Source organism: Acinetobacter haemolyticus, from assembly GCF_900406815.1.
Taxonomy (GTDB): domain Bacteria; phylum Pseudomonadota; class Gammaproteobacteria; order Pseudomonadales; family Moraxellaceae; genus Acinetobacter; species Acinetobacter haemolyticus_A.
In genome coordinates this window covers 63,429-87,321 of sequence record NZ_OVCN01000001.1, presented here as the reverse complement: position 1 = coordinate 87,321, position 23,893 = coordinate 63,429, and the positions used below count along the sequence as shown (strand labels likewise).

At 40.4% G+C, this 23,893-nt stretch carries 24 protein-coding genes and 1 riboswitch; of the genes, 8 read left to right on the top strand and 16 right to left on the bottom strand.

Translation table 11 applies throughout. The annotated features are described in order from the left end of the window. Positions 1-42: 42 nt before the first annotated feature. The 11 genes from gspD to DK207_RS00365 form a co-directional block, all read right to left on the bottom strand. Positions 43-2,253 (bottom strand): type II secretion system secretin GspD, encoded by a 2,211-nt coding sequence (gene gspD, locus DK207_RS00415; RefSeq protein ID WP_005087946.1) that lies wholly within the window; start codon positions 2,251-2,253, stop codon positions 43-45. 41 nt (positions 2,254-2,294) lie between these two features. Then, on the bottom strand, positions 2,295-3,134 hold the full coding sequence (locus DK207_RS00410; protein WP_109439516.1) for a type II secretion system protein N: 840 nt from the start codon (positions 3,132-3,134) through the stop codon (positions 2,295-2,297). Further along, on the bottom strand, positions 3,134-3,877 hold the full coding sequence (gene gspN, locus DK207_RS00405) for a type II secretion system protein N (protein ID WP_026056326.1): 744 nt from the start codon (positions 3,875-3,877) through the stop codon (positions 3,134-3,136). Before gspN ends, DK207_RS00410 begins: the two co-directional genes overlap by 1 nt. Positions 3,878-4,051: 174 nt before the next feature. Beyond that, the gene (locus tag DK207_RS00400) at positions 4,052-4,378 is read right to left on the bottom strand and encodes an H-NS family nucleoid-associated regulatory protein (protein ID WP_004637627.1); all 327 of its coding nucleotides are present in this window, start codon (positions 4,376-4,378) and stop codon (positions 4,052-4,054) included. 427 nt (positions 4,379-4,805) lie between these two features. Further along, on the bottom strand, positions 4,806-5,237 hold the full coding sequence (locus tag DK207_RS00395) for an acyl-CoA thioesterase (RefSeq protein WP_005083921.1): 432 nt from the start codon (positions 5,235-5,237) through the stop codon (positions 4,806-4,808). Positions 5,238-5,245: 8 nt separating this feature from the next. Further along, a complete protein-coding gene (locus DK207_RS00390) occupies positions 5,246-6,439 on the bottom strand; it encodes a hypothetical protein (RefSeq protein ID WP_109439515.1) in 1,194 nt (397 codons plus the stop codon). A 5-nt stretch (positions 6,440-6,444) separates the two neighbouring features. Further along, entirely contained in the window at positions 6,445-7,272 is an 828-nt protein-coding gene (locus tag DK207_RS00385; protein ID WP_005087940.1) for a hypothetical protein, read from the bottom strand. Then, complete coding sequence (locus DK207_RS00380; RefSeq protein ID WP_005087939.1) at positions 7,269-8,045, bottom strand: uroporphyrinogen-III synthase; 777 nt, start codon at positions 8,043-8,045, stop codon at positions 7,269-7,271. The genes DK207_RS00385 and DK207_RS00380 overlap by 4 nt, the downstream gene beginning before the upstream one ends. After that, positions 8,045-8,962, bottom strand: coding sequence for a hydroxymethylbilane synthase (gene hemC, locus DK207_RS00375; RefSeq protein ID WP_005087936.1), 918 nt, complete (start codon positions 8,960-8,962; stop codon positions 8,045-8,047). Before hemC ends, DK207_RS00380 begins: the two co-directional genes overlap by 1 nt. Positions 8,963-9,070: 108 nt before the next feature. Beyond that, entirely contained in the window at positions 9,071-9,808 is a 738-nt protein-coding gene (locus tag DK207_RS00370; RefSeq protein WP_109439514.1) for a LytR/AlgR family response regulator transcription factor, read from the bottom strand. 57 nt (positions 9,809-9,865) lie between these two features. Next, positions 9,866-11,008 (bottom strand): sensor histidine kinase, encoded by a 1,143-nt coding sequence (locus tag DK207_RS00365; RefSeq protein WP_017395051.1) that lies wholly within the window; start codon positions 11,006-11,008, stop codon positions 9,866-9,868. Here DK207_RS00365 and argH point away from each other — a divergent pair. Further along, positions 10,999-12,432: an argininosuccinate lyase gene (argH, locus tag DK207_RS00360; RefSeq protein ID WP_109439513.1), complete on the top strand. Its 1,434-nt coding sequence runs from the start codon at positions 10,999-11,001 to the stop codon at positions 12,430-12,432. The genes DK207_RS00365 and argH overlap by 10 nt on opposite strands. A 10-nt stretch (positions 12,433-12,442) precedes the next feature. Continuing rightward, positions 12,443-12,718, top strand: coding sequence for an oxidative damage protection protein (locus DK207_RS00355; RefSeq protein ID WP_005083932.1), 276 nt, complete (start codon positions 12,443-12,445; stop codon positions 12,716-12,718). Between the two features lie 505 nt (positions 12,719-13,223). Here DK207_RS00355 and DK207_RS15905 read toward each other — a convergent pair. After that, entirely contained in the window at positions 13,224-13,340 is a 117-nt protein-coding gene (locus DK207_RS15905) for a hypothetical protein (RefSeq protein WP_100222740.1), read from the bottom strand. 163 nt (positions 13,341-13,503) lie between these two features. Further along, complete coding sequence (gene phoU, locus DK207_RS00350) at positions 13,504-14,226, bottom strand: phosphate signaling complex protein PhoU (protein ID WP_004637615.1); 723 nt, start codon at positions 14,224-14,226, stop codon at positions 13,504-13,506. 175 nt (positions 14,227-14,401) lie between these two features. Between phoU and DK207_RS00345 the strand changes: the two genes are divergently transcribed. The 6 genes from DK207_RS00345 to gluQRS all read left to right on the top strand — a co-directional run bounded on the left by DK207_RS00345 (position 14,402) and on the right by gluQRS (position 20,830). Beyond that, positions 14,402-15,490, top strand: coding sequence for a hypothetical protein (locus DK207_RS00345; RefSeq protein WP_161419259.1), 1,089 nt, complete (start codon positions 14,402-14,404; stop codon positions 15,488-15,490). 34 nt (positions 15,491-15,524) lie between these two features. Further along, positions 15,525-15,645: riboswitch (TPP riboswitch) on the top strand. A gap of 92 nt (positions 15,646-15,737) precedes the next feature. Continuing rightward, positions 15,738-17,633, top strand: coding sequence for a phosphomethylpyrimidine synthase ThiC (thiC, locus tag DK207_RS00340; protein ID WP_005087925.1), 1,896 nt, complete (start codon positions 15,738-15,740; stop codon positions 17,631-17,633). Between the two features lie 75 nt (positions 17,634-17,708). Beyond that, positions 17,709-18,320 (top strand): NUDIX domain-containing protein, encoded by a 612-nt coding sequence (locus tag DK207_RS00335; RefSeq protein ID WP_004637613.1) that lies wholly within the window; start codon positions 17,709-17,711, stop codon positions 18,318-18,320. Positions 18,321-18,342: 22 nt separating this feature from the next. Then, positions 18,343-19,158 (top strand): 3',5'-cyclic-AMP phosphodiesterase, encoded by an 816-nt coding sequence (gene cpdA / locus DK207_RS00330; protein ID WP_109439511.1) that lies wholly within the window; start codon positions 18,343-18,345, stop codon positions 19,156-19,158. 203 nt (positions 19,159-19,361) lie between these two features. Further along, complete coding sequence (gene dksA, locus DK207_RS00325) at positions 19,362-19,895, top strand: RNA polymerase-binding protein DksA (protein WP_005083939.1); 534 nt, start codon at positions 19,362-19,364, stop codon at positions 19,893-19,895. A gap of 2 nt (positions 19,896-19,897) precedes the next feature. Beyond that, a complete protein-coding gene (gene gluQRS / locus DK207_RS00320; protein ID WP_109439510.1) occupies positions 19,898-20,830 on the top strand; it encodes a tRNA glutamyl-Q(34) synthetase GluQRS in 933 nt (310 codons plus the stop codon). Between the two features lie 62 nt (positions 20,831-20,892). On the opposite strand, the gene ftsW is transcribed toward gluQRS, so the two are convergent. The 3 genes from ftsW to DK207_RS00305 all read right to left on the bottom strand — a co-directional run bounded on the left by ftsW (position 20,893) and on the right by DK207_RS00305 (position 23,881). Next, positions 20,893-22,086: a putative lipid II flippase FtsW gene (ftsW, locus tag DK207_RS00315; RefSeq protein ID WP_005087921.1), complete on the bottom strand. Its 1,194-nt coding sequence runs from the start codon at positions 22,084-22,086 to the stop codon at positions 20,893-20,895. A gap of 10 nt (positions 22,087-22,096) precedes the next feature. Then, positions 22,097-23,455 (bottom strand): UDP-N-acetylmuramoyl-L-alanine--D-glutamate ligase, encoded by a 1,359-nt coding sequence (gene murD, locus DK207_RS00310; RefSeq protein WP_109439509.1) that lies wholly within the window; start codon positions 23,453-23,455, stop codon positions 22,097-22,099. 174 nt (positions 23,456-23,629) lie between these two features. Then, entirely contained in the window at positions 23,630-23,881 is a 252-nt protein-coding gene (locus DK207_RS00305; protein WP_109439508.1) for a DUF6587 family protein, read from the bottom strand. Between the last annotated feature and the right edge of the window lie 12 nt (positions 23,882-23,893).

Below are 23,893 nucleotides of genomic sequence, written 5' to 3'. Positions count from 1 at the left end.
CTCTTGCAATCATAACATTGTGACAGAAGTGCTTGTGTGCATCTACTGTGAAGATGCCGGATGAAGCGTTGTGGTTGTCACCGTATTCTGACTTCGCTCAACCGATTGCTTTTGCAAAGGTGGCTGTGCTGTCGCTACTGGCGTAGTCACCACAGAGGTCTTTTGTTGTGTCGCTGTTGGAACGTTCTGATATGGTGAGTTATTGACCACTGGTTGAGTGTAAATCTCCGAGACATTTTGAGGCAGTTTGGCAAAATTTCCGTTTTTATCCATCGAAAGCTGCAAGCTATAAAGCTGATTGTAGCGTTGCTGTGATATACGACGAATATCATCTGAATCCCCCACAATCGTTGGATGGATAAACACTAAAAGGTTACGTTTTTCATTACTACGCGTGTCAGCACGGAATAAACGTCCTAAATAAGGAATATCACCCAACACAGGGATACCCTGACGCGTTAGACTGGTATCATCAGAAATCAAACCACCCAAAATCACGGTTTGTCCATGATCAGCCAAGACTGAGGTCTTAATTGCCCGTTTACTGGTCACCAAATCCGTTGCCTGCCCTCGATTAGGCTGAACATTCGAAACCTCTTGTTCAACTTCAAGACGAACTGACCCTCCTTCACCAATATGAGGTACAACTTTCAGCGTTATCCCGACATCCTTCCGTTCAACTGTGGTATATGGGTTGACGGTACTACCAGCTGTTGTTGCAACTGATCCTGTGACAAATGGAACATTTTGTCCTACTACAATATAGGCTTCTTCGTTGTCCATCGTAACAATTGATGGCGTCGATAAAAAGTTAGATTTAGTATTCGCTTTTAAAGCTTGTATCAACGCACCATACGCCTTGCGTGAGTTTTCAAAATTCCCGACACCTATTGAAGCACCATCTCCCAAAGCGCCTGCTGCACCTGCTGCACCACCACTGAGATAACCTGCTGCAATTTTGGATAGTCCAGAACCAAGATTTGAAAAATTAACCAGTCCAACACCACTACTCAAATCACCTAACACCCATTGCACACCAAGTTGATCAGCATCACTTCCAACAACCTCTATAATTGCTGCTTCAATCAGAACTTGCTGACGGCGTGTATCCAGTTGTTGTATTGCCGACTCAATCTCACGCATGAGTTGTGGATCAGCTTTAACCACCAAGGCATTCTGCGTACCATCAGCAATGATACTCACGCCACCACCATTAAAGCTGGTCACATCATTATTTTGACGATTATTAAAACCACTATTTAGGCTAATCGCTGAATTTCCCGATGCGTTATTGGATGAACTGCTATTTTGATTATTCGAAATCAGATTACTAACAGTATTTGAACTACTATTATTAGATGTCGATGAGGATGAAACTGACTGACCTGTCACCAAACCTTGTAAAATTTCAGCTAAATTTTTTGCACTTGCATATTTCAAACGAAATACTTTTAATCCGCCCAAACGATCTGCTGACGGCACATCGACCATTTCGATAATTTGACGCAACCGCTTGCGTGAATCTGGATCACCTTTAATTAAAATACGATTGGTGCGATTATCCGCAACAATACGTACTCGAGACCCCATCAAATCTTTAGATGATCCCGTTCCACTCATTGTCTCAAGCAAAGCAATCACTTCCTCTGCCTGACTCGACTGCAACGTAATCGCCTCAATATCATTCTGCCCTGTTCCATCCAAGTTTCGGACAATATTCTCAAGCTGATAAATATTTGCTGCTCGATCAGAGACGATCAACGCATTGGTTCCCGCCACTGCCGCCAGATGCGCAAACTGCGGCATCAATGGGCGCAAAGCAGGTACGAGATCATTTGGATTGGTATTTTGTAGCCAAATAACACGCGTTACGATTTGATCCCCACCCGCACGATTTCGCCCATCATAAGGAATACCTGCATTTTTTACATTACTATCAGGAACCAAACGAATGGTATTGCCTGAAGGTAAGGCAACCACACCATTAACACTCAACACACCCAAAAAGAGATCGTAAACCTCATCTTTATTGAGTGGTTTATTAGAAATAACCGTCACATTGCCACGAACACGAGGATCAACTGCAAAGTTCTTCCCCGTAATATCAGCAACTTCATTAATAAATGCTGCCAAATCCGCATCACGTAGATTGATCTTCCATGTCTGTGCTTGTACATGGGTACTGATTGTCGCAACTAACGGTGCTGCGGCAAGTAATGCCCAAAGTGGACGCTGATGATTCAAAAAAGCCATAACCTGCACTTATTCCTAACTATTGTGATGATGTGTGATCACTAAAAACTCTGTTGAATGGTCATCACTTGATCACCACGTTTTATTTCTATTTTGGCATGCCCTTGACGACGCACTTGCTCTAGTAATTGTACTTCGCTTAGTCCCTGCCCAACGGTTTGGCCATTGATCGATAGAACTCGATCCCCCGCACGCAAACCCAATGTATTTTTAAGACCAACGGGTGTTTGATCTGTGATTTCATAGCCATCTGCACCACCACTCACTCCCATATTCTTCAAATATTGCTCACGGTTATCCTGCATTTGTTGAATTGCCTGCCCCAATGCAGACTGAGGAGAGTTTTGAACAGGCTCTGGCATATGTGCAGGCGGCGGCTGATTATTGCGATTATTGATTGGTTCTATAGGCTGATATAAACCTTTCTCCAACCCTTTAAAGGTCACTTCTCGTGTTGCACCATTGCCTTGTTTCAACACCACGCGATCCCAATACACTTCAACCAGTTGATATGACGTTGAACCTAAGGTTTCACCTACACGATAACGCTCAGCACTATCATTTAATTTGATCACTGCAGAGGACAATGAGTTGGAAGAACCGAGCAATACCCCTTGTAATTCCAAATTAACATTATCCTGCACTGTACTCGCAGCGGGCTCATTAAATAAAGCGAATGAACTGATATTCGGAACTTGTGCTTGTTGTGAACCCAACTCAACCCGATCAAATTGCATCGCTTGAGGAGGAGCAACTACCAACCAAAAAAACGAAGCGAGCTTCCAACACAGCCATAATAACAAGATTGCCAAAATCAACGGACTGAGCTTATCGAGCTTTTGCCAATCTAACCGTTGTATTTTTTGTATTAATACGTCCATCACATTCCACCTTGTAACAATGGCTGGCGTGAGCTAATCACATAAGTGTCTAGTCCTGCTTTACCCTGATAAGAAGGAACGTTTAACAGCATTCGCTGTGTCAGTTGTACATCAAGCATAAGATTGGCATCTAAACTTATGTTTGCCATTTTTTGACTGCGTTGATCGCGTACATCCAGTTGCAATTGTCCATTGGCATCTTTTAACTCGGCAATTAAAGATGGCATAGTCATACGCTCTTGACGCTGACCAAAAGTATACGTCAATTCGCCACCACCCCAGTTCAGTTGCCCTTCAGTGGCACTAAAACCTTTTTCATTGTGATAATGAAGTTGTACATCCTTGAGTTGAATTGCATTCTCAGGCCATTGCCAATTGGCAAAATAACGCAAAGTCTCAGGTGCCACTTGACCTTGTAACCCCTTAACAATAATTTTTTTCCCCAAGCCATAAGCAAAGACACCATTAAATTGTGTGTTGCCACTATGGATATCGAGATCAGCCCCAAAACGTAATAGCAACAAATCTAAAGGTCGTGTCTTCCAATGCACAGAGCCTCGTAACTGCCCACGTTGCCAGTCCGCTTGTCCCTGCCAGATGTTGCCACTAACATTATGTAGTAATTGATTATCTTTAGAAAATTTCGCAATAAGCCATGTTGCTGGAATCTGTAAAATAATAAAAATTAAAAATGCAAAAATGGCGAATAGCCACCATCTCCATTGTTTGGTATTTTTCTTCATTCCACCCTTACCAACATCGCTAACATCATCCATTTAAAATACTTGCTCTGAATGACATTATGCATAATTTTTCAACATCGCCAATTCTCTCATATAAAAAAACCAAGCTTTTAAGCTTGGTTTTTTACAAAGGATAAAGTCATGGTATGACAAAACGATGACTTTAAAACTCACTTAGATTAAGAAATCTTCAAGTTTTGCGCCTTTTTCTAATTCAGCAACCAACCAACGCGGCTGTTTACCACGACCAGTCCAAGTTTCTTCAGTATTATTTTTATTGCGATAGCGTGGTTCTACAGCTTTACGCGTAGTCTTTTTACGCTTTTGCTCACCTACAGCCAATAACTCTTCAACGCTTAAACCAATACCATCAGCAATTGCTATGATTTGATTATATGCATCTTCAATTGCTTGGTCTTTTTTACTTTCAATTAAAGCTTCAGCTTCTGCTTGCAAACGCTTTAAATCTTCAACTGATAAATCACTAATATCTGGTTTCATCCGAACCACTCCAACTCAATAAGAAAATATTTCACGCAAAAATAAAAAAAATGAATTCTAAATTCAGCTCAATATTAATTTATATGCATTTAATTAATCAATATAAGAATAGCTGAATTAATCACACTATAACAAAAAAAATGCTTTTTATTTACAAGAAAACTTAAAATGAAAACTCAAAATAAAATATATATTAATCTATTTTTAATTTAGCTCAGTTCAAAACAGTGCATAGCACTGATATTTCGACTTCAAAAAATCACACCCGATAATTTTATGGCTCACTTTGATTTACTTATTATTGAAAAACTCCATTTACAAACCTTAATCCATCACACCTACGCAAGATGTGTTACAGAAAAATAGTAAATGAAGTTTTTCTATAAAATCACAATATCAGACATAATTGTCTTTACGATGATTAGTTTCAAATTAAATCATGCTCTACAGTCTTTTCTAACTGAATGATCCTTTGCTTAATATGGTCTGGGATATTTATTTTTTTTGCATTCACTTTATCAACACACACCATTACAGCATCGCCTGTTGCAACAATTTGTTGTTGTTGCTCACTCCACAATACATATTGCATTCTAAATGCACTGTTTCGGATCTCCTCAATACGCGCACCAACATGCAACACATCTGGATAAAATACAGGGCTTAAATACTTACATTGACTCGATGCAACTACGGTCAATATATCTTGCTCAAATATATTCAATGCCATCAAATAGGCAATACGAGCACTTTCTATATAGCGATAATATTGCACATTATTTACATGACCAAATGCATCCATATCTCCCCAAGCAACACTTTGCTTATGTATAACAGGGTAGACAGACAACTCATTCATATTTTCACTCACAGCTTAAAGTTCAGAAAATTAACATCATTTTCAAATATTAAATTCAACTGTTTGATTAAATCAAAATTATCCCCTAGGACTGACTTAATCCTTAAATAACTCATTAATATATTATCAGGATATAAAGTTAATAACTGCTCAGCTTCCTGTTGACGGTCTGTCGCCACATAAATATGCCATTTAGCAAAACTTAACATCGGCACACCCGCATAACGTTGCTCGAACAGCAAAATACGTTGCTCTACATCAGCATAATCTGGGATTTGCTTCAGGAGTTGCTGTTGAAACCAGAGATAAAATACTTCCGGATCAAAATGCTCTTGTAATAAATGCAAAGCCAATTGCTCATGTTGTATGCTCATCTCAGGCATTCGAGCCAATAATTTAAGCCACAACACCTTACTCGTATATGGGCGAGTCTGTATTTCATTCTGCAAGGCTAAATAACGCTGCTGCAATGCCGCTAAATCATCCACGGATGCCTGATCAAACTTAATCAGCAATTGCTGCAACCATAGATCTCGATGTTCAGCATCAAGCAAACCATATTGCGTTGCTTGCAGGAACAACCACGGACGTTGTAATGCCAATTTCCCCCATAAAGCAGTGATACGCTGTTGATAAGCCGTTTCGATTTGAAGTAACCAAGGAGATAATTGATGTTGAGTCAAAAACTCTAAATGCGTGAGTGCTTTTTCTTCTTGTTGTTGCGCTAAAAAAATATCTATACGTTGCAATTCAGCCAATTCAAACGCGACCGGCGCCGATTGCTCCAAGTGCTGCAAAGCTGCGTCATAATTCCCATTTTTATAATCAAATTGGGCGGCAACAATGTGGTTTAACAAGCCTGATTGGGTATACACTCGTTCAATAAAAACCTGTTGATCTTTAGCCGCATCCAACAACCAAACAACACCTAATTGCTCATAAGGATGCAAATCCTTAAAATGGAGGGCTATTTCTTTTTTACGTTGTTCACGTACAAAATAGCGTTTACCCAATAACCAAAATGATTGTGCCAACAAACTGATAATAATAAATAATGCAATTAAGCCCCAAACACTGCTTTGTAATTGCCAATCACGCCAATAGAGATAAGCATAACCATGCCCATAGCCATAACTCAAAACCGCAAAAATTGCGAATAAGAATAAGCTAATCAACACATAACGAAGCAACAAATGTTTCATTGTGCTTACCCCACTAACCCGAGTGTAATCAGTTTCGGCGTTGCTACTGTTGGTAAATGCAAAATCTTATCAAGACGTTGATTCATTTGTTGGCTATTCTGATCTGGTAGTTCAGCCAGCAATTGCATCACTTCTTGAATTGATTTTCTGTATTCAGCCTGCTGACCACGATGTAACGCATCTGACGCAAGTAACATCCGTAATTGCGCCTCTTTCAAAGTAAGATTACGATGCACTAAGTCAGGTGGATTGCGCTGCACTTTTTCCAAATTAAACCAATGCCGCCATATTGAAGATTCGCCTTTTGTAGCTTTCAACTGAGGATTTTGTATTTCTTTTTGAATCCGCTGATCCAATTCTTGCAATAAACCTTCAAGTTGTTGTTGTTGCTGTGTTTGAGTCAAAACGAATTGTTGAATTGACTGCTTATCTTGTTCAATCGCTTTGAGCAAACTGTGTTGTAGTGCAGGCGCCAGACTCGATTGAAGCACTTGCTGTTGAACTTGAGTCAAATGCTCCAAAGCATAAATAAATTGTTGTTGATCTAGCGCGAACTGAACCAGTTGCAGTTGTTGTTGGATCAAAATCACGGGTGCTACACCAGTAATGACCATTGGAGACATATTTAAACCAGAAGGTGTTTCTGGGCTACTACTTTGTAACTGACGCTGTAATGCGACTAACTGATCATTCAATAAAGCATAACGTTGTTCAGTTTGCGAAAGTTGCTGTTGCAGTTGAGGAATCGTCTGAGCATTTTGAGCCATATCATAACTGAGCTTAACCAACCACACTAAGCCAAGTAATAATATTAAATAGACAATTTTTCTCATACCGCCCCTCGCCAATCGCTCATGCGTTGAATAATCTCCGATGCAGATAAATTTTCAAGCTGAATAATGTTAATTGTATTGCCTAAACTATGTTGCGCTTGATTTAAAATAGCAGTTAAACGCTCACCTAACACCAAATACACCCATTTCTGCTTACAAGGATTTTGTGCACAAAGTTGAAGCCAATTTTTCCAGCTCGCCTCACTACTTATCAGCACCGCGACTGGTTGATCAAGTTCCATTTTTTCTAATAAACGAGGGAATTCAAACACACTTTGTTGAGGGCATTGCCGATGGTAAAGCACAAAGTTCGCAATTTTGACGCCTTGCTGTTGTAATTGCTGCATCATAAACTGACGCCCACCTAATCCTCGCCAAAAAGCAATTTTCTGCAAATCGTTCTGTTGCTTTAAAAGAGGAAGATCCAACATGCCTTCTGAGCTTTCCACCTCAGGTACATCACTTTGGATACCAAACTGGGCCAACGCTTTAGCTGTTGCCTGACCTACCGCAATCCAGCGAATATGTGCGAGCTGATGCAAGTTCAACCCAGACTTGATCAAATACTTCATTCCGATATCAACCGCTGTTGGGCTGACAACAACAATCACCTGTACCTGATCTAATTGCTGATATAGTTGCTGCAACTCCTCAGAAAGAGGCACAGCAATTAGCTCTAATAAGGGTAAGTGTTCTACTTGATAACCCGCATCCTGCATCGCTTGAGTCAAGCGATCTGCACGATCTTGCGGGCGAGTATTAATAAATCGCATTAATATAGGGCTTTCAATAATTCACCTGCACCTTGATCCAATAAATCTTGTGCAAGTTGCTCACCCAACTGTTCAGCTTGATCCGTTGAACCAATCAATTGTTTTTTAAGTAACGTCTTTCCATCAACGCTCCCAACACGGCCTTCAATCCGTAATTGATGATTGACTATAGTAGCATAACCTGCGATTGGCACCTGACACCCCCCTTCCAAATAAGCATTTAGGGCACGTTCCGCACGCACACAAATCGAGGTTTCTTCATGTTGTAAGGGCTGAATCAATGCCAAAAGTTTTTCATCATCTGCACGACATTCCAAACCTAATGCCCCTTGCCCCACCGCAGGCAAGCTAAGGACAGGAGCCAAACAATGACGAATCCGATCAGCCAAACCTAAACGCTTTAAACCTGCGCTGGCGAGGATAATCGCATCATATAAACCATCATCCAACTTTGATAACCGCGTTCCCACATTGCCACGTAAATCAACAATTTCTAAATCTGGACGTTGCTGCAAAATCTGGCATTTTCGACGTAAACTTGAAGTTCCAACTTTTGCACCCTGCGGCAAATCCTCAAATCGCGCATACTGATTCGACACAAAGGCATCTAAAGGATCTTCACGCTCACAAATAACGGCTAAAGTTAAACCATCAGGTAAATGCATCGGCACATCTTTCATAGAATGCACAGCCAGATCAGCACGACCATCTAATAACGCGGCTTCCAGTTCTTTCACAAATAAGCCTTTACCACCAATTTTGGCTAATGGCGTATCGAGGATTTTGTCACCTTGCGTGACAAACTTAACCAACTCAACAGTTAAATCTGGATAAAGTGCGTTTAAACGAGAACGAATATGCTCCGCTTGCCAAAGTGCAAGAGGACTTTGTCGAGTCGCAATTTTTAGAGTTTTCATAAATCTACGTCAAGCATTGATTAAAGCAATTGCTCCCAACTTAACTTGATCATCTAAAATTGCAAGTAAAAAATCACAAACAATCTTTCAGCTCAGGTAAAACAACCTCTATAGCTGGTGCATACATTCTCTTAAACTCGGTAGATGTCGACGACTCACCGACAAACGCTCATCCAACTCACGTAGACGGACTTGATATTGCCCCGCAGCCACCAACTCTAAACCTTCTAAATAATCTAGAGAGACTAACGCATTACGATGAATACGAATAAAACGATCTGAAAACTCATTTTCCAGATCTTTTAATGTTTCATCAATCAACACACTGCCATTCTTGTGGCGAACGGTCACATATTTCTGATCCGCTAGAAAATAATATACATTCTCTAATGGAATTAACTCGACGCCGCGATACGTTTTAGCAGCAATTTGGTGACGCTGGGTTTTGGAATCGTCCATATCTTCTAATTGTAAACCCGTCATTTGTGCTTGGGTTAGTTGAATTAAATGGTGAAATACTTGTTGTAAATCTTCTTGTGCGACAGGTTTTAGTAAATAGCCCTGTGCTTGAAATTTAAATGCTTCCAATGCATGCTGATCGTAAGCCGTGCAGAAAATAACAGCAGGTCGTGGATCTAAATGGCGCAATTGTTCTGCACACTCTAAACCATTCATGCCTGGCATTTGAATATCTAACAAAACCACATCAGGTGAAGTTTGTTCTATCTGGCTTAACACATCTTGTCCATGATGTGCGGTTGCCACAACGTCGTGTCCCATGTGAGTTACCAAACGTGATAAGCGCTCTACTGCAAGTGGTTCATCATCAGCAATGAGGACTTTCATCCATTTCTCCTTGTCACTGTTAACTTCATCCATATTTTTTATGGTTAACTCGACTTATTATTTTACTCGGTAGTGGTAATTCACCACAGTGGTATATAACGATGTGCCGCCATACACTTGAAATTTTACAGTTTGACCGTAATACGCTTTCAAACGTTGTTCAACATTTTCGATCGCAATACCATTTCCTTTCCGCGGTTTTATTGTATCGCGAGAATAAGGGTTAGTAATGACTATACTGACTTGATTTTGCAATATTTCAACCAATACCGTAATGGTTGACTGCTGCAATACCCTTTCTACCCCATGAAAAATACTATTCTCCAGCAGGGGTTGCAATGTTAATAAGGGAATCGTAACGCGTTTTAGCTCAATCGGTGTGGCTTGAATATTCCATTCGACTTTTAAACGATCACCCAAACGTATTTTTTCAATGCTGAGATATTGCTGACATAAATCTATTTCTTCGGCCAAACTGACCAATTTAAGCTCTTGGAAACTTGCTCGAAACAACCGCGACAAACTGATCAGCATATTTTCAGCCTTGTCAGGATCAATACTAATTAGACTCACCACGCTATTTAAACTATTAAATAAAAAATGGGGGTGAATACGTGCTTGCATCGCCTGAATTCGAGCATTCAATTCACTATATTGCTGATTCAACCATTGTTCGCGCATATATAAATAACGTAAACAAAATGCACCAAGCAAGACACCATAACTCAAATGCAATCCCACACCATGAAATAAAATCTGTTCATTAAAGCCACCTGAGCGTACTGTCCAATACTGAATCACATTTACTGCACAGGTGGTTGAAAAAACAATCAGCTGCAACAGAATAAAACCCAAAGTTAAAGCGGTTTTCTGACTAAATTTAGAAAAAAAAGCTTGGAAGTAATCCACCAATGCAGCAAAAGACAAAATCACCCAATTAATAAAAAACATATATTGCAAGACACGAATACCCTGCAATGCCTGCCACGACTGCGCTTCGGCCAAAGCCAACACCATCGCCAGAACATTACTTGCAACAATTAATTCTAATAAGTATTGCCATTGCCCAATTTTCGTAAAAAAATAGGAGCCTGATGGATTCAATGAACGTGATTGCGATAACTTCTTCGCACGAGTTTCGGCAACTGCGTTTGGATTTGCTATACTCTTTTTTATTTTACTGAGCCGCCATGACCACATCTTCTCAATCCTCATCTTCAGCAAGCCCTCATCAAACCTCTGGCATGTGGGGCGGTCGCTTCTCAGAAGCAACAGATGCTTTTGTTGCAGAATTTACCGCATCTGTGCAATTTGACCAACGTTTTTATAAGCAAGATATTGCAGGTTCAATCGCACATGCAACCATGCTTGCTAAAGTGGGTGTTCTCACTGAAGCTGAACGTGATGACATTATTCAAGGTTTAACCACAATTCAAGCAGAAATTGAAGCAGGCGAGTTTGAATGGCGTATTGATTTAGAAGATGTGCATATGAATATTGAGTCTCGCTTGACTCAACGTATCGGCATTACAGGAAAAAAACTACATACTGGCCGCAGCCGTAATGACCAAGTTGCAACTGATATTCGCCTATATTTGCGTGATGAAATTGATGATATTTTGACAATTTTACAGCGTCTACAACAAGGTATTTTGCAACTTGCAAGCAAGAATACCAACACGATCATGCCTGGTTTTACCCATCTTCAGACGGCTCAACCCGTGACTTTTGGTCATCATTTGCTGGCTTGGTTTGAAATGCTAATCCGCGACACAGAGCGTCTACAAGACTGCCGCAAGCGTGTTAATCGTATGCCGCTGGGGTCAGCAGCTTTAGCAGGAACAACTTACCCAATTGATCGTGCGTATACAGCAGAGTTACTTGGATTCGAGTCTGTTTCAGAAAACTCATTAGATGCCGTTTCGGATCGTGATTTTGCGATTGAATTTAATGCCGCTGCCTCTTTGATCATGATGCATTTATCTCGCATGTCAGAAGAACTGATTTTATGGACTTCAGCACAATTTAAATTCGTCAACATTCCTGATCGCTTCTGTACAGGCTCATCGATCATGCCACAGAAGAAAAACCCAGATGTTCCTGAACTGATCCGTGGTAAATCAGGTCGTGTGTTTGGCGATCTTATTAGCCTATTGACGCTGATGAAAGGTCAACCTTTGGCATATAACAAAGACAACCAAGAAGACAAAGAACCTTTGTTTGATGCGATTGATACAGTTCGTGGTTCATTGATGGCATTTGCAGATATGATTCCTGCACTTGTTCCAAATATCGAGATTATGCGTGAAGCTGCACTCCGTGGTTTCTCAACAGCGACAGACCTTGCTGATTACTTAGTTAAAAAAGGTGTTGCTTTCCGTGACGCACATGAAATTGTAGGTAAAGCAGTCGCTTTAGGTGTTGCGGAAGAAAAAGATCTATCTGAGTTAACCTTAGAACAGCTTCAACAATTCTCAGATTTAATTGATGCGGACGTATTCGATCAAGCATTAACACTAGAAGCCTCTGTCAATGCGCGTGATCATATCGGTGGTACGTCACCAAAACAGGTCGAAGCAGCAATTACTCGTGCCCATACTCGCTTAGAACAGCTTTACGCTTAAGGACATTATAATGACTCGACAAGTATTTTGCCGTAAATATCAAAAAGAACTTGAAGGTCTAGATTTCGCTCCATTTCCTGGTGCGAAAGGTCAAGAGTTCTTTGAAAACGTTTCTAAACAAGCTTGGCAAGAATGGTTACAGCACCAAACTACATTGATTAATGAAAAGCGCTTAAATGTGTTTGAACCTGAAGCTAAAAAGTTTCTTGAAGAACAACGTGAGAAATTCTTTAACAATGATGAAAGCGTAGAAAAAGCTGAAGGCTGGAAGCCTGAAGAAAACTAAAGCAACGCTTTGGTTTTCTGCAAGACAAGGACGAAGTCCGCGTAGGCCACAATCAAAAAGAATCTATTGCGCAAGGCGAGAAGCTATGCTTCGAGTTAAACAGGAAAGCAACGATTAATAATCGTTGCCTGTGTCGCAAGACGGAGAGCTATGCTCGGAGTGCAAGGATAAGCAAACTTAAAACATCGTTTTAAGGCTCTGCCCTTGCGCAAGACGAGAAGCTATGCTTCGAGTTAAACAGGAAAGCAACGCTTTGGTTTTCTGCAAGACACGAAGAAGACACCTGTAAGCAACTGAAAAAGAGAGCAAATTCGCTCTCTTTTTTACGTGATATTTACATTAGCAATAAAGTCTTACAGAGCATACACACTTGTCTACATGACACAACTCCGGATCACCCTTATAGTTAATTCAGAAGGACAAAGAGACCCTTAGAGATCTCACCGAAGTATGATATTTCTCTCCCAGACTTTCCCCCGAAGTCTGGGATTTTTTTATGTATCATTTAGCTCACTAAGAAATATTCCCAGATTACGAATCCAATCGCAAAGCCAAGAAAAGCATAGAGCGTAATAATTAAAAAAACAAAACTTGCTGAGTTATTCTTTTTTAAAAAGCGCATCGCGGTCACACCTTCAAATGAGATTAATCCCATTTTGAATGACCCATCCGTTAAAATATAGACACAGAATTTTTCAAAAAACTATAACAGAAATGCCTCTACGATCAGGTAGAGGCATCCTACAAAACTGGTAAACAATAGAGTTCAGGCAGATCAAATAAAATTATTTTTGATTAACTTTTTGTTCTATTTCTTCGATACTGGTATGACGAACATCGGTCCCTTTTGCCATATAAATCACTTGTTCAGAAATATTACGTGCATGATCACCAATACGCTCCAAAGAGCGTAATACCCACATTACATTCATCACACGTGAAATATGACGTGGATCTTCAATCATATAAGTCATCAATGTCCGTGTTGCTGACTGATATTCACGATCAATATCAACATCTGCCATCACAACTTTCAAAGCTTGATCTACATCCAAACGTGCAAAAGCATCCAAGGCATCATGGATCATGACACGTACTTGGTTTCCAATATGACGTGTTTCCATATAACCACGTGGAGATTCACCCTCTTCACATAGGTTTTGAGCAATACGTGCGATTTTTGCAGCCTCATCCCCAATACGCTCCAAGTCAGTATTGGCCTTACTCATTGCGATGACCATACGCAAATCAATCGCAGCTGGGTGACGACGTGCCAAAATCAAGGTTAGACCTTCATCAATATCACGCTCAAGCTGATTGACAGTATTGTCTTTAAACTGAACGTCAATCGCGAGATTGGCATCTGTATCTAATAAAGAATGGATGGCATTGGCTACCTGTTGCTCTACCAAGCCCCCCATGCTCATAAATTTGGTATGTACATCTTGTAAGTCTTCATTAAATTGTGAAGAAATATGATGACTTAACACAGGATTACTTGGACTCACAGAATGCCTCCATTAGACACATGGAAAATGATGCATGATTAAAACATAACAATGATGAAGTTTTTATGACAGTCTATCTATTAGATTTCATCTTCTATCTCTATAACCTTATAATCATGCCGTGATAACAACTTATATCCAAGAACTTTTTATGCATATTTTTATTTTTTTTATTATGAGCAGTCTTTTATTATTAGGCTGCCAAAAACCAATACCACACCAAAATGAAGATGAACTGACTTCCCAACAAGCTGCAAAAAAAATAACTTCTCAAGAAGAGTGTCAAAAAATAGATCAAATCATGCAGAAAATTGACCATCACAGCGCTATTGAGGCGTTAAACCAAATTAACGTTCAACTCAAACAATGTATTGCCACTGTAGAAAATGCTCAACAATTAAAGTGGTTAGAAAGCTCAACAGAAATGTATCAACGTTTTTTAGAAGGGCATCAACAAACTAAAGAGTATTACACGCGTTATTACCCTCATTTTGAGAAATATACAATCAGCTTATTAGATAATGAAAATGTATGGGAACAGTTAGATAGAAACGAACCTGTTCAAGGGGATATTACATTATTTAGAGAACTTGCCCCACGTGATCAATATTTATTTAACCATCAACAACAAGCGTATATCCATCTACAGGCATTAAGTGAAGGTGTATTTGAATTTCACCGTAAACCACAATATGTAATTGATATTTTTGCTTCTACTTTACCCAAAGATCAACAAGATTTTATTCAACGCATGGCAAAAGACAATCGTGATCCCACTTTTGGAGATGCATCATTAACAATCTCTTGGCAGGAATTAGTTGAAAGAGCGTTATTTTGGGAACGATATGTCCAAAAATATCCTAAAGGATATTTCACCCCTGATGCCAAAAAACTATTTGAAGATTATAGTAATTTTATTTTCTTTGGCCTGGATAATACACCTGTATCCGAAAATTACACCACAGATTCGTGGATTGATGAAGATGCACTTCAGCAAATTAAATTTCTCGCAAAAAACCACAATACTCAGCTAAACAAAAAAGCCCAAAAGTTCCTCAGCTTTATAAAGACCCCCACAGAACAACGTCAAGAAAAATTCAAACTTCAACCCATTGAATTATTTGATGAATATGGCCATAAAAAGCATCCACAACAAATTGCACATGAACAATTACGTTTGGCACTAAATATTAAACCTCGAGATTGGAATACTTCACGCGATTGTTATACAGATGCAATTTGTTTTAGACATAAGTGGAATTAATCCTACATTTTTTTTTAAATCTGATAATCTAATACATAGCTTGACGGAGCGCAGTTAATCAACTGCTGAGATCATAATAATCACATGATTTAAATATGAGTACCGTTGAACCTGATCAGGTTAACACCTGCGTAGGAATCAAGCCCAGCAAAAACCTAGCTCAGTTTTATCCACGTTTCGAAGGATAAATCCGCCATTGTTTTTGGTCGTGCTTGATTCGTTAATGCCATAACATAAGGATCATGCCATGAACCAATTAACGAATCTTTCTCCAGCTGATATCTCTGCTCAACATGAGCAAGATGCTAAAGATTTAACTCGTATTTTACCTGCATCCAAAAAAGTTTATGTCCAAGGTTCTCGCCCAGACATTCAAGTTCCATTTCGTGAAATCAGCTTAACAGAAACACCCACTGGCTTAGGCGGTGAATACAATCCCCCAATCATGGTATATGACACATCTGGGGTCTATACTGATCCAAATGTACAAATTGATTTAAACAAAGGTTTACCTTCGATTCGCCAAAAATGGATTGAAGAACGTAACGATACTGATGTTTTAACGGGTCTGAGCTCTGAGTTTGGTCAAGCACGTTTAAAAGATATTCGTACTGCTGAAATTCGTTTCGCTCACATCCAAAATCCACGTCGTGCACAAGCAGGGAAAAATGTCACGCAAATGCATTATGCCAAACAAGGCATTATTACGCCTGAAATGGAGTATATTGCAATTCGTGAAAACCAACGCCAGCGCGAAGATGTTGATATGCGTCAACATCCAGGCCAAAACTTTGGGGCACAAAATTTAAGAGAAATTACCCCTGAATTTGTACGCCAAGAAGTTGCAGCAGGACGCGCCATTATTCCGGCCAATATTAACCATCCAGAATGTGAACCCATGATTATTGGTCGCAATTTTTTGGTGAAGATTAATGCCAATATTGGCAATTCAGCACTCGGTTCATCGATTGATGAAGAAGTTGCAAAAATGACATGGGCAACCCGTTGGGGCGCCGACACGATTATGGATTTATCAACTGGTAAGAATATCCATGAAACGCGTGAATGGATTATCCGTAACTCACCTGTTCCAATTGGAACTGTTCCTATTTATCAAGCCCTAGAAAAGGTCGATGGCGTTGCCGAAGATTTGACGTGGGAAATCTTTAAAGACACTTTGATTGAACAAGCCGAGCAAGGCGTCGATTATTTCACTATCCATGCAGGTGTATTACTTCGTTATGTTCCAATGACGGCGAATCGCTTAACAGGAATCGTCTCTCGTGGCGGCTCAATTATGGCGCAATGGTGTTTAGCTCACCATGAAGAAAACTTCTTATACACGCATTTTGATGAAATTTGTGAAATCATGAAAGCATATGATGTGTCATTCAGCTTAGGTGATGGTTTACGTCCAGGCTGTATTCAGGATGCCAATGACGAAGCACAATTTAGTGAACTGAAAACCTTAGGAGAGCTCACCCACCGCGCTTGGGAACATGACGTACAAGTGATGATCGAAGGGCCTGGGCATGTGCCAATGCATATGATCAAAGAAAATATGGATCTACAACTTGAAGTCTGCAAAGAAGCGCCGTTCTATACGCTTGGACCGCTGACCACAGATATTGCTCCAGGTTATGATCACATTACTTCTGCAATTGGTGCAGCAATGATTGGCTGGTATGGTACAGCGATGTTGTGCTATGTGACACCGAAAGAGCACTTGGGCTTACCGAATAAAAAAGATGTTAAAGATGGAATTATTACCTATAAAATTGCAGCACATGCAGCAGACTTAGCCAAAGGTCATCCAGGTGCGCAAGTCCGTGATAATGCCCTCTCTAAAGCACGTTTTGAATTCCGTTGGGATGATCAGTTCAATCTTAGCCTAGATCCTGATACCGCACGCAGTATGCATGATGAAACACTACCAAAAGAGGCACACAAATCAGCACACTTCTGTTCAATGTGTGGCCCTAAGTTCTGCTCGATGAAAATCACGCAAAATGTGCGAGATTATGCGCAAAATCAACGCAATGCCAAACAATCAAATGATGCCGACACAGAAGTTGAAGCAGGTCTCAATGCGATGAAAACCGCTTATCAGGAACATGGTCAAAAATTGTACCACAAAGTGTAAATCAACTAAAAAAAGATTTGCCTGCGAAACATTCTCGGTTAGGATGAGATATGTACAATCTCATCCTGATTGAAGATGAATATTCTTGACCACGCCAGCTATTCAGCCTCCGACGTTACGATAGAATCTCGAACGTTTTTATATCGGGGATTCATTCAAGTAGAGAAAGTGAGCCTCAAACATCGATTATTTCATCGATTAGAGTATTCACCTGTCATTCAACGAGAATTAATTCATCGACCTGAAGCTGCTGGCGTTTTACTATACAATGACGCACAACAACGCTTCGCTCTGATCGAGCAATTTCGAATTGGTGCGATCAACGATACGGTATCTGCATGGCAACTTGAAGTCATAGCAGGCGTACTTGATGGCGATGAATCTCCGGAGTGCTGTATTCGTCGAGAAGCATTAGAAGAATCTGGATGTGACATCACAACATTAAAACATTTATTTAGCTTCTACCCGTCTGCGGGAGCTTGCTCTGAACTTTTTCATTTATATGTAGCAGAAGTTGAATTACCTAAGGATGGGGGTGTTTTTGGGGTAGCGGATGAAGGTGAGAACATTCAACTTCATTTATTTGATTACTCCCAATTAAACATACTATTAAATAACGGGCGGTTGAGAAATGCACCTGTAATCATGGCATTACAATGGCTTGCTCAACATATACAACAACGATAACAAGTCTGAGGGGCTAAACACGGTGACCTACCAAGTCTCAACCTCATCACAACAAGATTTTGTGATGATACAGATTACTGATACACATTTATTGGAGTATTCGCATTTAGAGTTCGTTGGTATGCAACCCGAACAAAGCTTTCATGCAGTAATTGACTTGATGCGTCAACAACATCCTCAAATCGATCTGATCGTGCATACGGGTGATTTGGCACAAACACCAACACCTGTAACATACAATCGCTATATCCAGCATATGCAAAGTTTGGAAATTCCTTTTTTCCACACACCAGGCAATCATGATGACGTCGCACATTTTCCTTTTCACGAAGTGGATCAAACACAACTTACCGTGATCGAACTTGGGAAATGGGTCATTATTTTATTAAATAGCGCACAACCCCAGCGTATTGATGGAAAAATAACCGAATCACAACTAAAGCAACTTCACACATTATTATTAAAACTACATGATCGTTACGTGATTCTTGCTTGTCATCATCATCCATTTGCTATGCAATCTGCATGGATCGATCAACATAAACTAAAAAATGCCTCTGATTTATTGGAAACCGTTAAACCCTTTTCCAATATCAAAGCCATCGTTTGTGGACATGTTCATCAAGATGCGATTCATCAGTGGCAAGGGATTGAATTTTTATCAACGCCATCAACATGCATTCAATTTAAACCAAAAAGTGAAAAATTTGCATTGGATGAAGAACATCCAGGTTATCGTTATATTTGCCTTAAAGCCAATGGTGAGTTGGAAACACAAGTATACCGCTTAAAAACCTCTGAACGCATGAGCAGCTCTGAGGTATTGGGTTATGATTAACGGTGGTTTGTTAAACTTTTGATTACAAATCACATCGATGATTTCTCACCAAATCTAGACATGAATGACTACCATCTTGCGAAAAAACTCTATATGATGACGACCCCTGATGGAAAAAACCATCGCAGGTTTCTATAAAAACACTTGCATAGCACCATATTTTTTGCGTATAGATAGTACGTGTAAGATGAGGAATGCCCTTTATGGCGAATGACAACCAAAATCAAGTCTTGGATGAACAAACCGAAGTGATTGATGAGCAAAAAGCGCCTGTAAAACGTGTGCGTAAAACCAAAGCCAAGGCTGCGGAAGGTGGAACCACTGCAAGTTTATTTGGTATTGCACCTTATCAGCCAAAGAAAAATGAAGAATACATGTCTGATGGGCAACTTGAGCATTTCCGCCAAATTTTAGATGCGTGGAAAGCTGAGTTAATGTCTGAAGTTGATCGTACCTTGAATACCATGCAAGATGAATCAACAGCATTACCTGATGTCAATGACCGAGCAACACAAGAAGAAGAGTTTGCCATCGAATTACGTACACGTGATCGTGAACGTAAACTGATTCGCAAGATCGAACAATCACTTGAAGCAATTCAAGCGGGTGATTATGGATTCTGTGAAACTTGTGGTATCGAAATTGGTTTACGCCGCTTAGAAGCGCGTCCAACTGCGACCCAATGTATTGACTGCAAAACTTTGGCTGAAATCAAAGAAAAGCAAAACAACGGATAATTGTGACTGTTGAGAATGCTCTAGCCGAGCACAGCTCGGCTCTTGCGAATCAGCGAAACGATGTTTCGCTGATTCGCTACTCAGGTCGATTTGCCCCATCCCCTACTGGTCCTTTACATTTTGGATCTTTGCTCACCGCAGTCGCGAGTTACTGTGATGCTAAAGCCAATCAGGGGACATGGTTGGTTCGGATTGAAGATACTGACATTCCTCGCATCTATCCAAATAGCGAAGCGCATATTCTTGCTTGTATCGATGCCTTCCAGTTCCAACCTGACGCCGAGATAATATTTCAAAAAGATCGTTTAGCGTACTATGAACAGGTTTTGGAACAACTCAAAACAACTCACGCGATTTATGCATGTCAGTGCACACGGAAAATTCTCGGCTCGAACCATATTTATGCAGGTACATGTCGAGAGCTTAACTTAGATTTTGCCCAACAAGCTATTCGCCTAAAAGTCTCTGATCAACGCATCTGTTTTGAAGACCGCCTACACGGTCAACAATGCTCCAACCTTCAACATGATTTAGGCGATTTCATATTAAAACGCCGTGATGGCATTATTAGCTATCAACTCGCTGTTGTCGTTGATGATTTTTTACAAGGGATTACCCATGTTGTTCGAGGCGCAGATTTACTAGATAACACAGCACGACAAATCTGGTTAGCTTCGGTGCTGAATTATCCTGTTTTGCAGTATATGCATCTGCCATTAGCAATGAATGATCAAGGCCAAAAACTATCAAAGCAGAATATGGCTCAACCGCTTGAACTTTCAAAAGCGCCTGAACTATTACAGCATGCCATTTTGGCACTCGGTCAGCCCCATGTCGATCTCGACCAACCAAACGTTATGCTTAAGCAAGCGATACAACAATGGGATGTGAGTCTCATCCCACAAGGCATTTATCTTTCTGGTGTATATCAATAAACAATAAAAAAAGCCCTTATTCGAATTAAGGGCTTTCTAGTTTCGATCCTAGCTCAGAACAACTAGAAATTCGACTCTTCTTTGACAGGATTATGCTCTTGAGTCGAGGCATCAATTTTTAGAATCAAACTGATCATCGCTGCACACATCATTAAAGATGTCCCACCATAACTAATGAACGGCAATGTCAAACCTTTGGTTGGCATAAGGCCCATATTCATACCTGCATTAACCAAAATTTGCAGTAAGAAAATAATGCTAATCCCATAAGCCAAATAACCCGCACGTAGGTAGTTATGCTGTAATGCACGGTGTCCAATTTTGATACAGCATGCAAGCATGGTGAATGACAAAATCATCACTGAGGTTACACCAACAAAACCAAACTCCTCACCCAATACCGCCAACATAAAATCCGTATGTGCTTCAGGTAAATAAGACAGTTTTTGCACACTATGTCCTAAACCCGTTCCAAACCATTCCCCACGCCCAAAAGCCATCAAAGCGTTAGACAACTGATATCCAACACCCAAAGGATCAGCCCAAGGATTAGTAAATGAAATCAATCGCTGAAAACGGAACGGTTCGAAGATAATCAACGCACTGATGCCAGCGAGAATCGCACCCAACATGATTAAAAACTGGGTCGCTGGTGCGCCTGCCAAAAAGAAGACACCCACCATCATCAAGACAATCACCACCGTTGCCCCCAAATCAGGTTCCGCAACGATGAATCCTACCGTTAACGCCATCACACCACTTAGACGTAGCAGTCCTTTCCAATGTGTACGTACTTCTTTAGCACGGCGAACCACATAATCTGCCGTAAAAATTGCCATAACAATTTTGGCAATCTCCGTTGGTTGTATAGTAAAACCGCCGACCTTGATCCAGCGATGCGCACCATTGACCTCTGTACCAATCACCAAAACCGCTAGCAATAATAAAATCGTGATCAACCACAATAAAAAGGCATTCTTAAACCATAGATTGAGCGATATTCGATACGTTAGAAAAGCCACGATACCAGCCACACAAATAGAAATGCCGTGACGGATTAGAAAGTAAAATGGATTTTCATGAATATACTCTGCATAAGGCATCGAAGCAGATGCCACCATCACTGAACCAAAGCACAATAAACAAATCACGCAAAAAATAAGAATATTTCGCGCCGTCATTTCTGCTGGAAGTTTTGGTAAACGACTCAATAATTGCGAAATTTTTTGCGCCGTGTTTTGGGCTAAATCCGCCATAATTCTATTCCTAATTTTTATTACCATTCAAGGCATGCACACACGCCACGAATTGATGACCACGGTCATTATAACTTTTAAACATATCAAAACTTGCACATGCAGGTGAAAGCAAAACCACATCTTCAGCTTGTGTTGCCTGATGGGCAATATCGACCGCCTGCTTCAAGCTAATCGCATGCTGAATCAGGGTTGTATTGTGTAGGGCTTGCTCAATCATGGCAGCATCCTCACCGATCAAAATAACAGTTTTAACGTATTTCTGTATCGCATTACGCAAAGGCTTAAAATCCTGCCCTTTACCCTGACCACCTAAAATCAGTGCCAATTTGCCATGTTTTGCTTCGATTGCAGCACCCAGTCCCTCTATTGCCGCGAGTGTTGCGCCAACATTGGTGCCTTTAGAATCATTGTAGTAACGCACCTGATCAACCGTCTGTACATATTCACAACGATGCTCTAACCCTTTAAATTGTTGTAATGTTTCCAACATGGATTGCGTTGGTAAACCAATCGCCTCACCTAACGCCAAACATGCCAAGGCATTTGCAACATTGTGCATTCCTTGAATATACAAATCTGAGGTTTTGATTAAACGTTCACGACCACGGGCTAGCCACATGCTCCCATCAGCTTCACGAAGTACACCATATTGATTCATGTCAGGTGCATTTAAACCAAAACTCTGCATCGGTGTGACATCAGGAACGAGAGGACGACTTAAACTGTCATCACGGTTATATACCACCTTTTTCACACCTTGGAAGATACGATGTTTTGCTTTATGGTAGCCGAGCATATCGCCATGACGATCTAGATGATCCTCACTCATATTCAGCAACACGGCCACTTCCGCATTCAAATGTGAGGTCGTTTCTAACTGAAAGCTAGATAACTCCAACACAATGAGTTCAGGCTGATCTTTGAGTAAATCTAGTGCTGGGCGACCTAAATTACCACCTACAGCCACTTTTTTTCCTGCATCCTTTGCCATCAAGCCAAATAAAGTTGTAACTGTACTTTTGGCATTAGATCCAGTAATTGCAACAATTGGAACGTCTGTTGCACGACGTAATAATTGGATATCACTGATAACGGGAATACCCTTTTCAAGAGCTTGTTGGATCTCTGGTAGTTGGGGTGCCAATCCTGGACTTAAAATAATTTCTTCGGCTTGTAGCAATAGATCCAGATCTAGCTTTCCAAAGCTTTTTTTAATATTTTCAGGAATTTGATCATGTCCGGGCGGTGTTTCTCTGGAGTCCGTGACTGCAACTTGGTAGCCTTGTTCATGCAGAAAGTCTACTGCTGATACGCCTGAAATACCCAAGCCAGCCACAACTTTTAATCCACCACGTTGTATTAACATTTTTGCCCCATTTGTTACGGATCACGGAATGGCAAAAATGTTAGCACTTTACTGTTTTAAATGCTTTTTCAGTTTTAGTTTTATTCACTCTTTTTTGTGTCAGTGCGTAAAAGCTCAACACATTAAAGTTGCAAAAAAAATTGCCCATATCTTAAGATGGGCAATCCTTATTTTTTAACGCCATTTGACAGTTTGTATTGGCGCTGCCTTTTTACTGTCTGCTTCATCAGTTGAACAACCGCAACCTCCGCCACAGCCTGCAGCCATTTTAGGCTTTAACCATGTTGCTAAACGCTGCCAACCCAAACGTTGGCACAAGTTTGATAAAGCATTAAACGCTGAATTTGCTGTTTGAGGAAACACTTTCTTAAATACAACGATAGTGCTCCACAGTACCAATACAGCGACAATCAGGTATTCAAACATAAGGCACTCCAA

Coding starts and splice junctions, on each gene's coding strand:
- gspD (WP_005087946.1), bottom strand. CDS start 2,253: ATGGCTTTTTTGAATCATCAGCGTCCACTTTGGGCATTACTTGCCGCA.
- DK207_RS00410 (WP_109439516.1), bottom strand. CDS start 3,134: ATGGACGTATTAATACAAAAAATACAACGGTTAGATTGGCAAAAGCTC.
- gspN (WP_026056326.1), bottom strand. CDS start 3,877: ATGAAGAAAAATACCAAACAATGGAGATGGTGGCTATTCGCCATTTTT.
- DK207_RS00400 (WP_004637627.1), bottom strand. CDS start 4,378: ATGAAACCAGATATTAGTGATTTATCAGTTGAAGATTTAAAGCGTTTG.
- DK207_RS00395 (WP_005083921.1), bottom strand. CDS start 5,237: ATGAATGAGTTGTCTGTCTACCCTGTTATACATAAGCAAAGTGTTGCT.
- DK207_RS00390 (WP_109439515.1), bottom strand. CDS start 6,439: ATGAAACATTTGTTGCTTCGTTATGTGTTGATTAGCTTATTCTTATTC.
- DK207_RS00385 (WP_005087940.1), bottom strand. CDS start 7,272: ATGAGAAAAATTGTCTATTTAATATTATTACTTGGCTTAGTGTGGTTG.
- DK207_RS00380 (WP_005087939.1), bottom strand. CDS start 8,045: ATGCGATTTATTAATACTCGCCCGCAAGATCGTGCAGATCGCTTGACT.
- hemC (WP_005087936.1), bottom strand. CDS start 8,962: ATGAAAACTCTAAAAATTGCGACTCGACAAAGTCCTCTTGCACTTTGG.
- DK207_RS00370 (WP_109439514.1), bottom strand. CDS start 9,808: ATGAAAGTCCTCATTGCTGATGATGAACCACTTGCAGTAGAGCGCTTA.
- argH (WP_109439513.1), top strand. CDS start 10,999: ATGACCACATCTTCTCAATCCTCATCTTCAGCAAGCCCTCATCAAACC.
- DK207_RS00365 (WP_017395051.1), bottom strand. CDS start 11,008: ATGTGGTCATGGCGGCTCAGTAAAATAAAAAAGAGTATAGCAAATCCA.
- DK207_RS00355 (WP_005083932.1), top strand. CDS start 12,443: ATGACTCGACAAGTATTTTGCCGTAAATATCAAAAAGAACTTGAAGGT.
- DK207_RS15905 (WP_100222740.1), bottom strand. CDS start 13,340: ATGCGCTTTTTAAAAAAGAATAACTCAGCAAGTTTTGTTTTTTTAATT.
- DK207_RS00345 (WP_161419259.1), top strand. CDS start 14,402: ATGAGCAGTCTTTTATTATTAGGCTGCCAAAAACCAATACCACACCAA.
- thiC (WP_005087925.1), top strand. CDS start 15,738: ATGAACCAATTAACGAATCTTTCTCCAGCTGATATCTCTGCTCAACAT.
- DK207_RS00335 (WP_004637613.1), top strand. CDS start 17,709: ATGAATATTCTTGACCACGCCAGCTATTCAGCCTCCGACGTTACGATA.
- dksA (WP_005083939.1), top strand. CDS start 19,362: ATGGCGAATGACAACCAAAATCAAGTCTTGGATGAACAAACCGAAGTG.
- ftsW (WP_005087921.1), bottom strand. CDS start 22,086: ATGGCGGATTTAGCCCAAAACACGGCGCAAAAAATTTCGCAATTATTG.
- murD (WP_109439509.1), bottom strand. CDS start 23,455: ATGTTAATACAACGTGGTGGATTAAAAGTTGTGGCTGGCTTGGGTATT.
- DK207_RS00305 (WP_109439508.1), bottom strand. CDS start 23,881: ATGTTTGAATACCTGATTGTCGCTGTATTGGTACTGTGGAGCACTATC.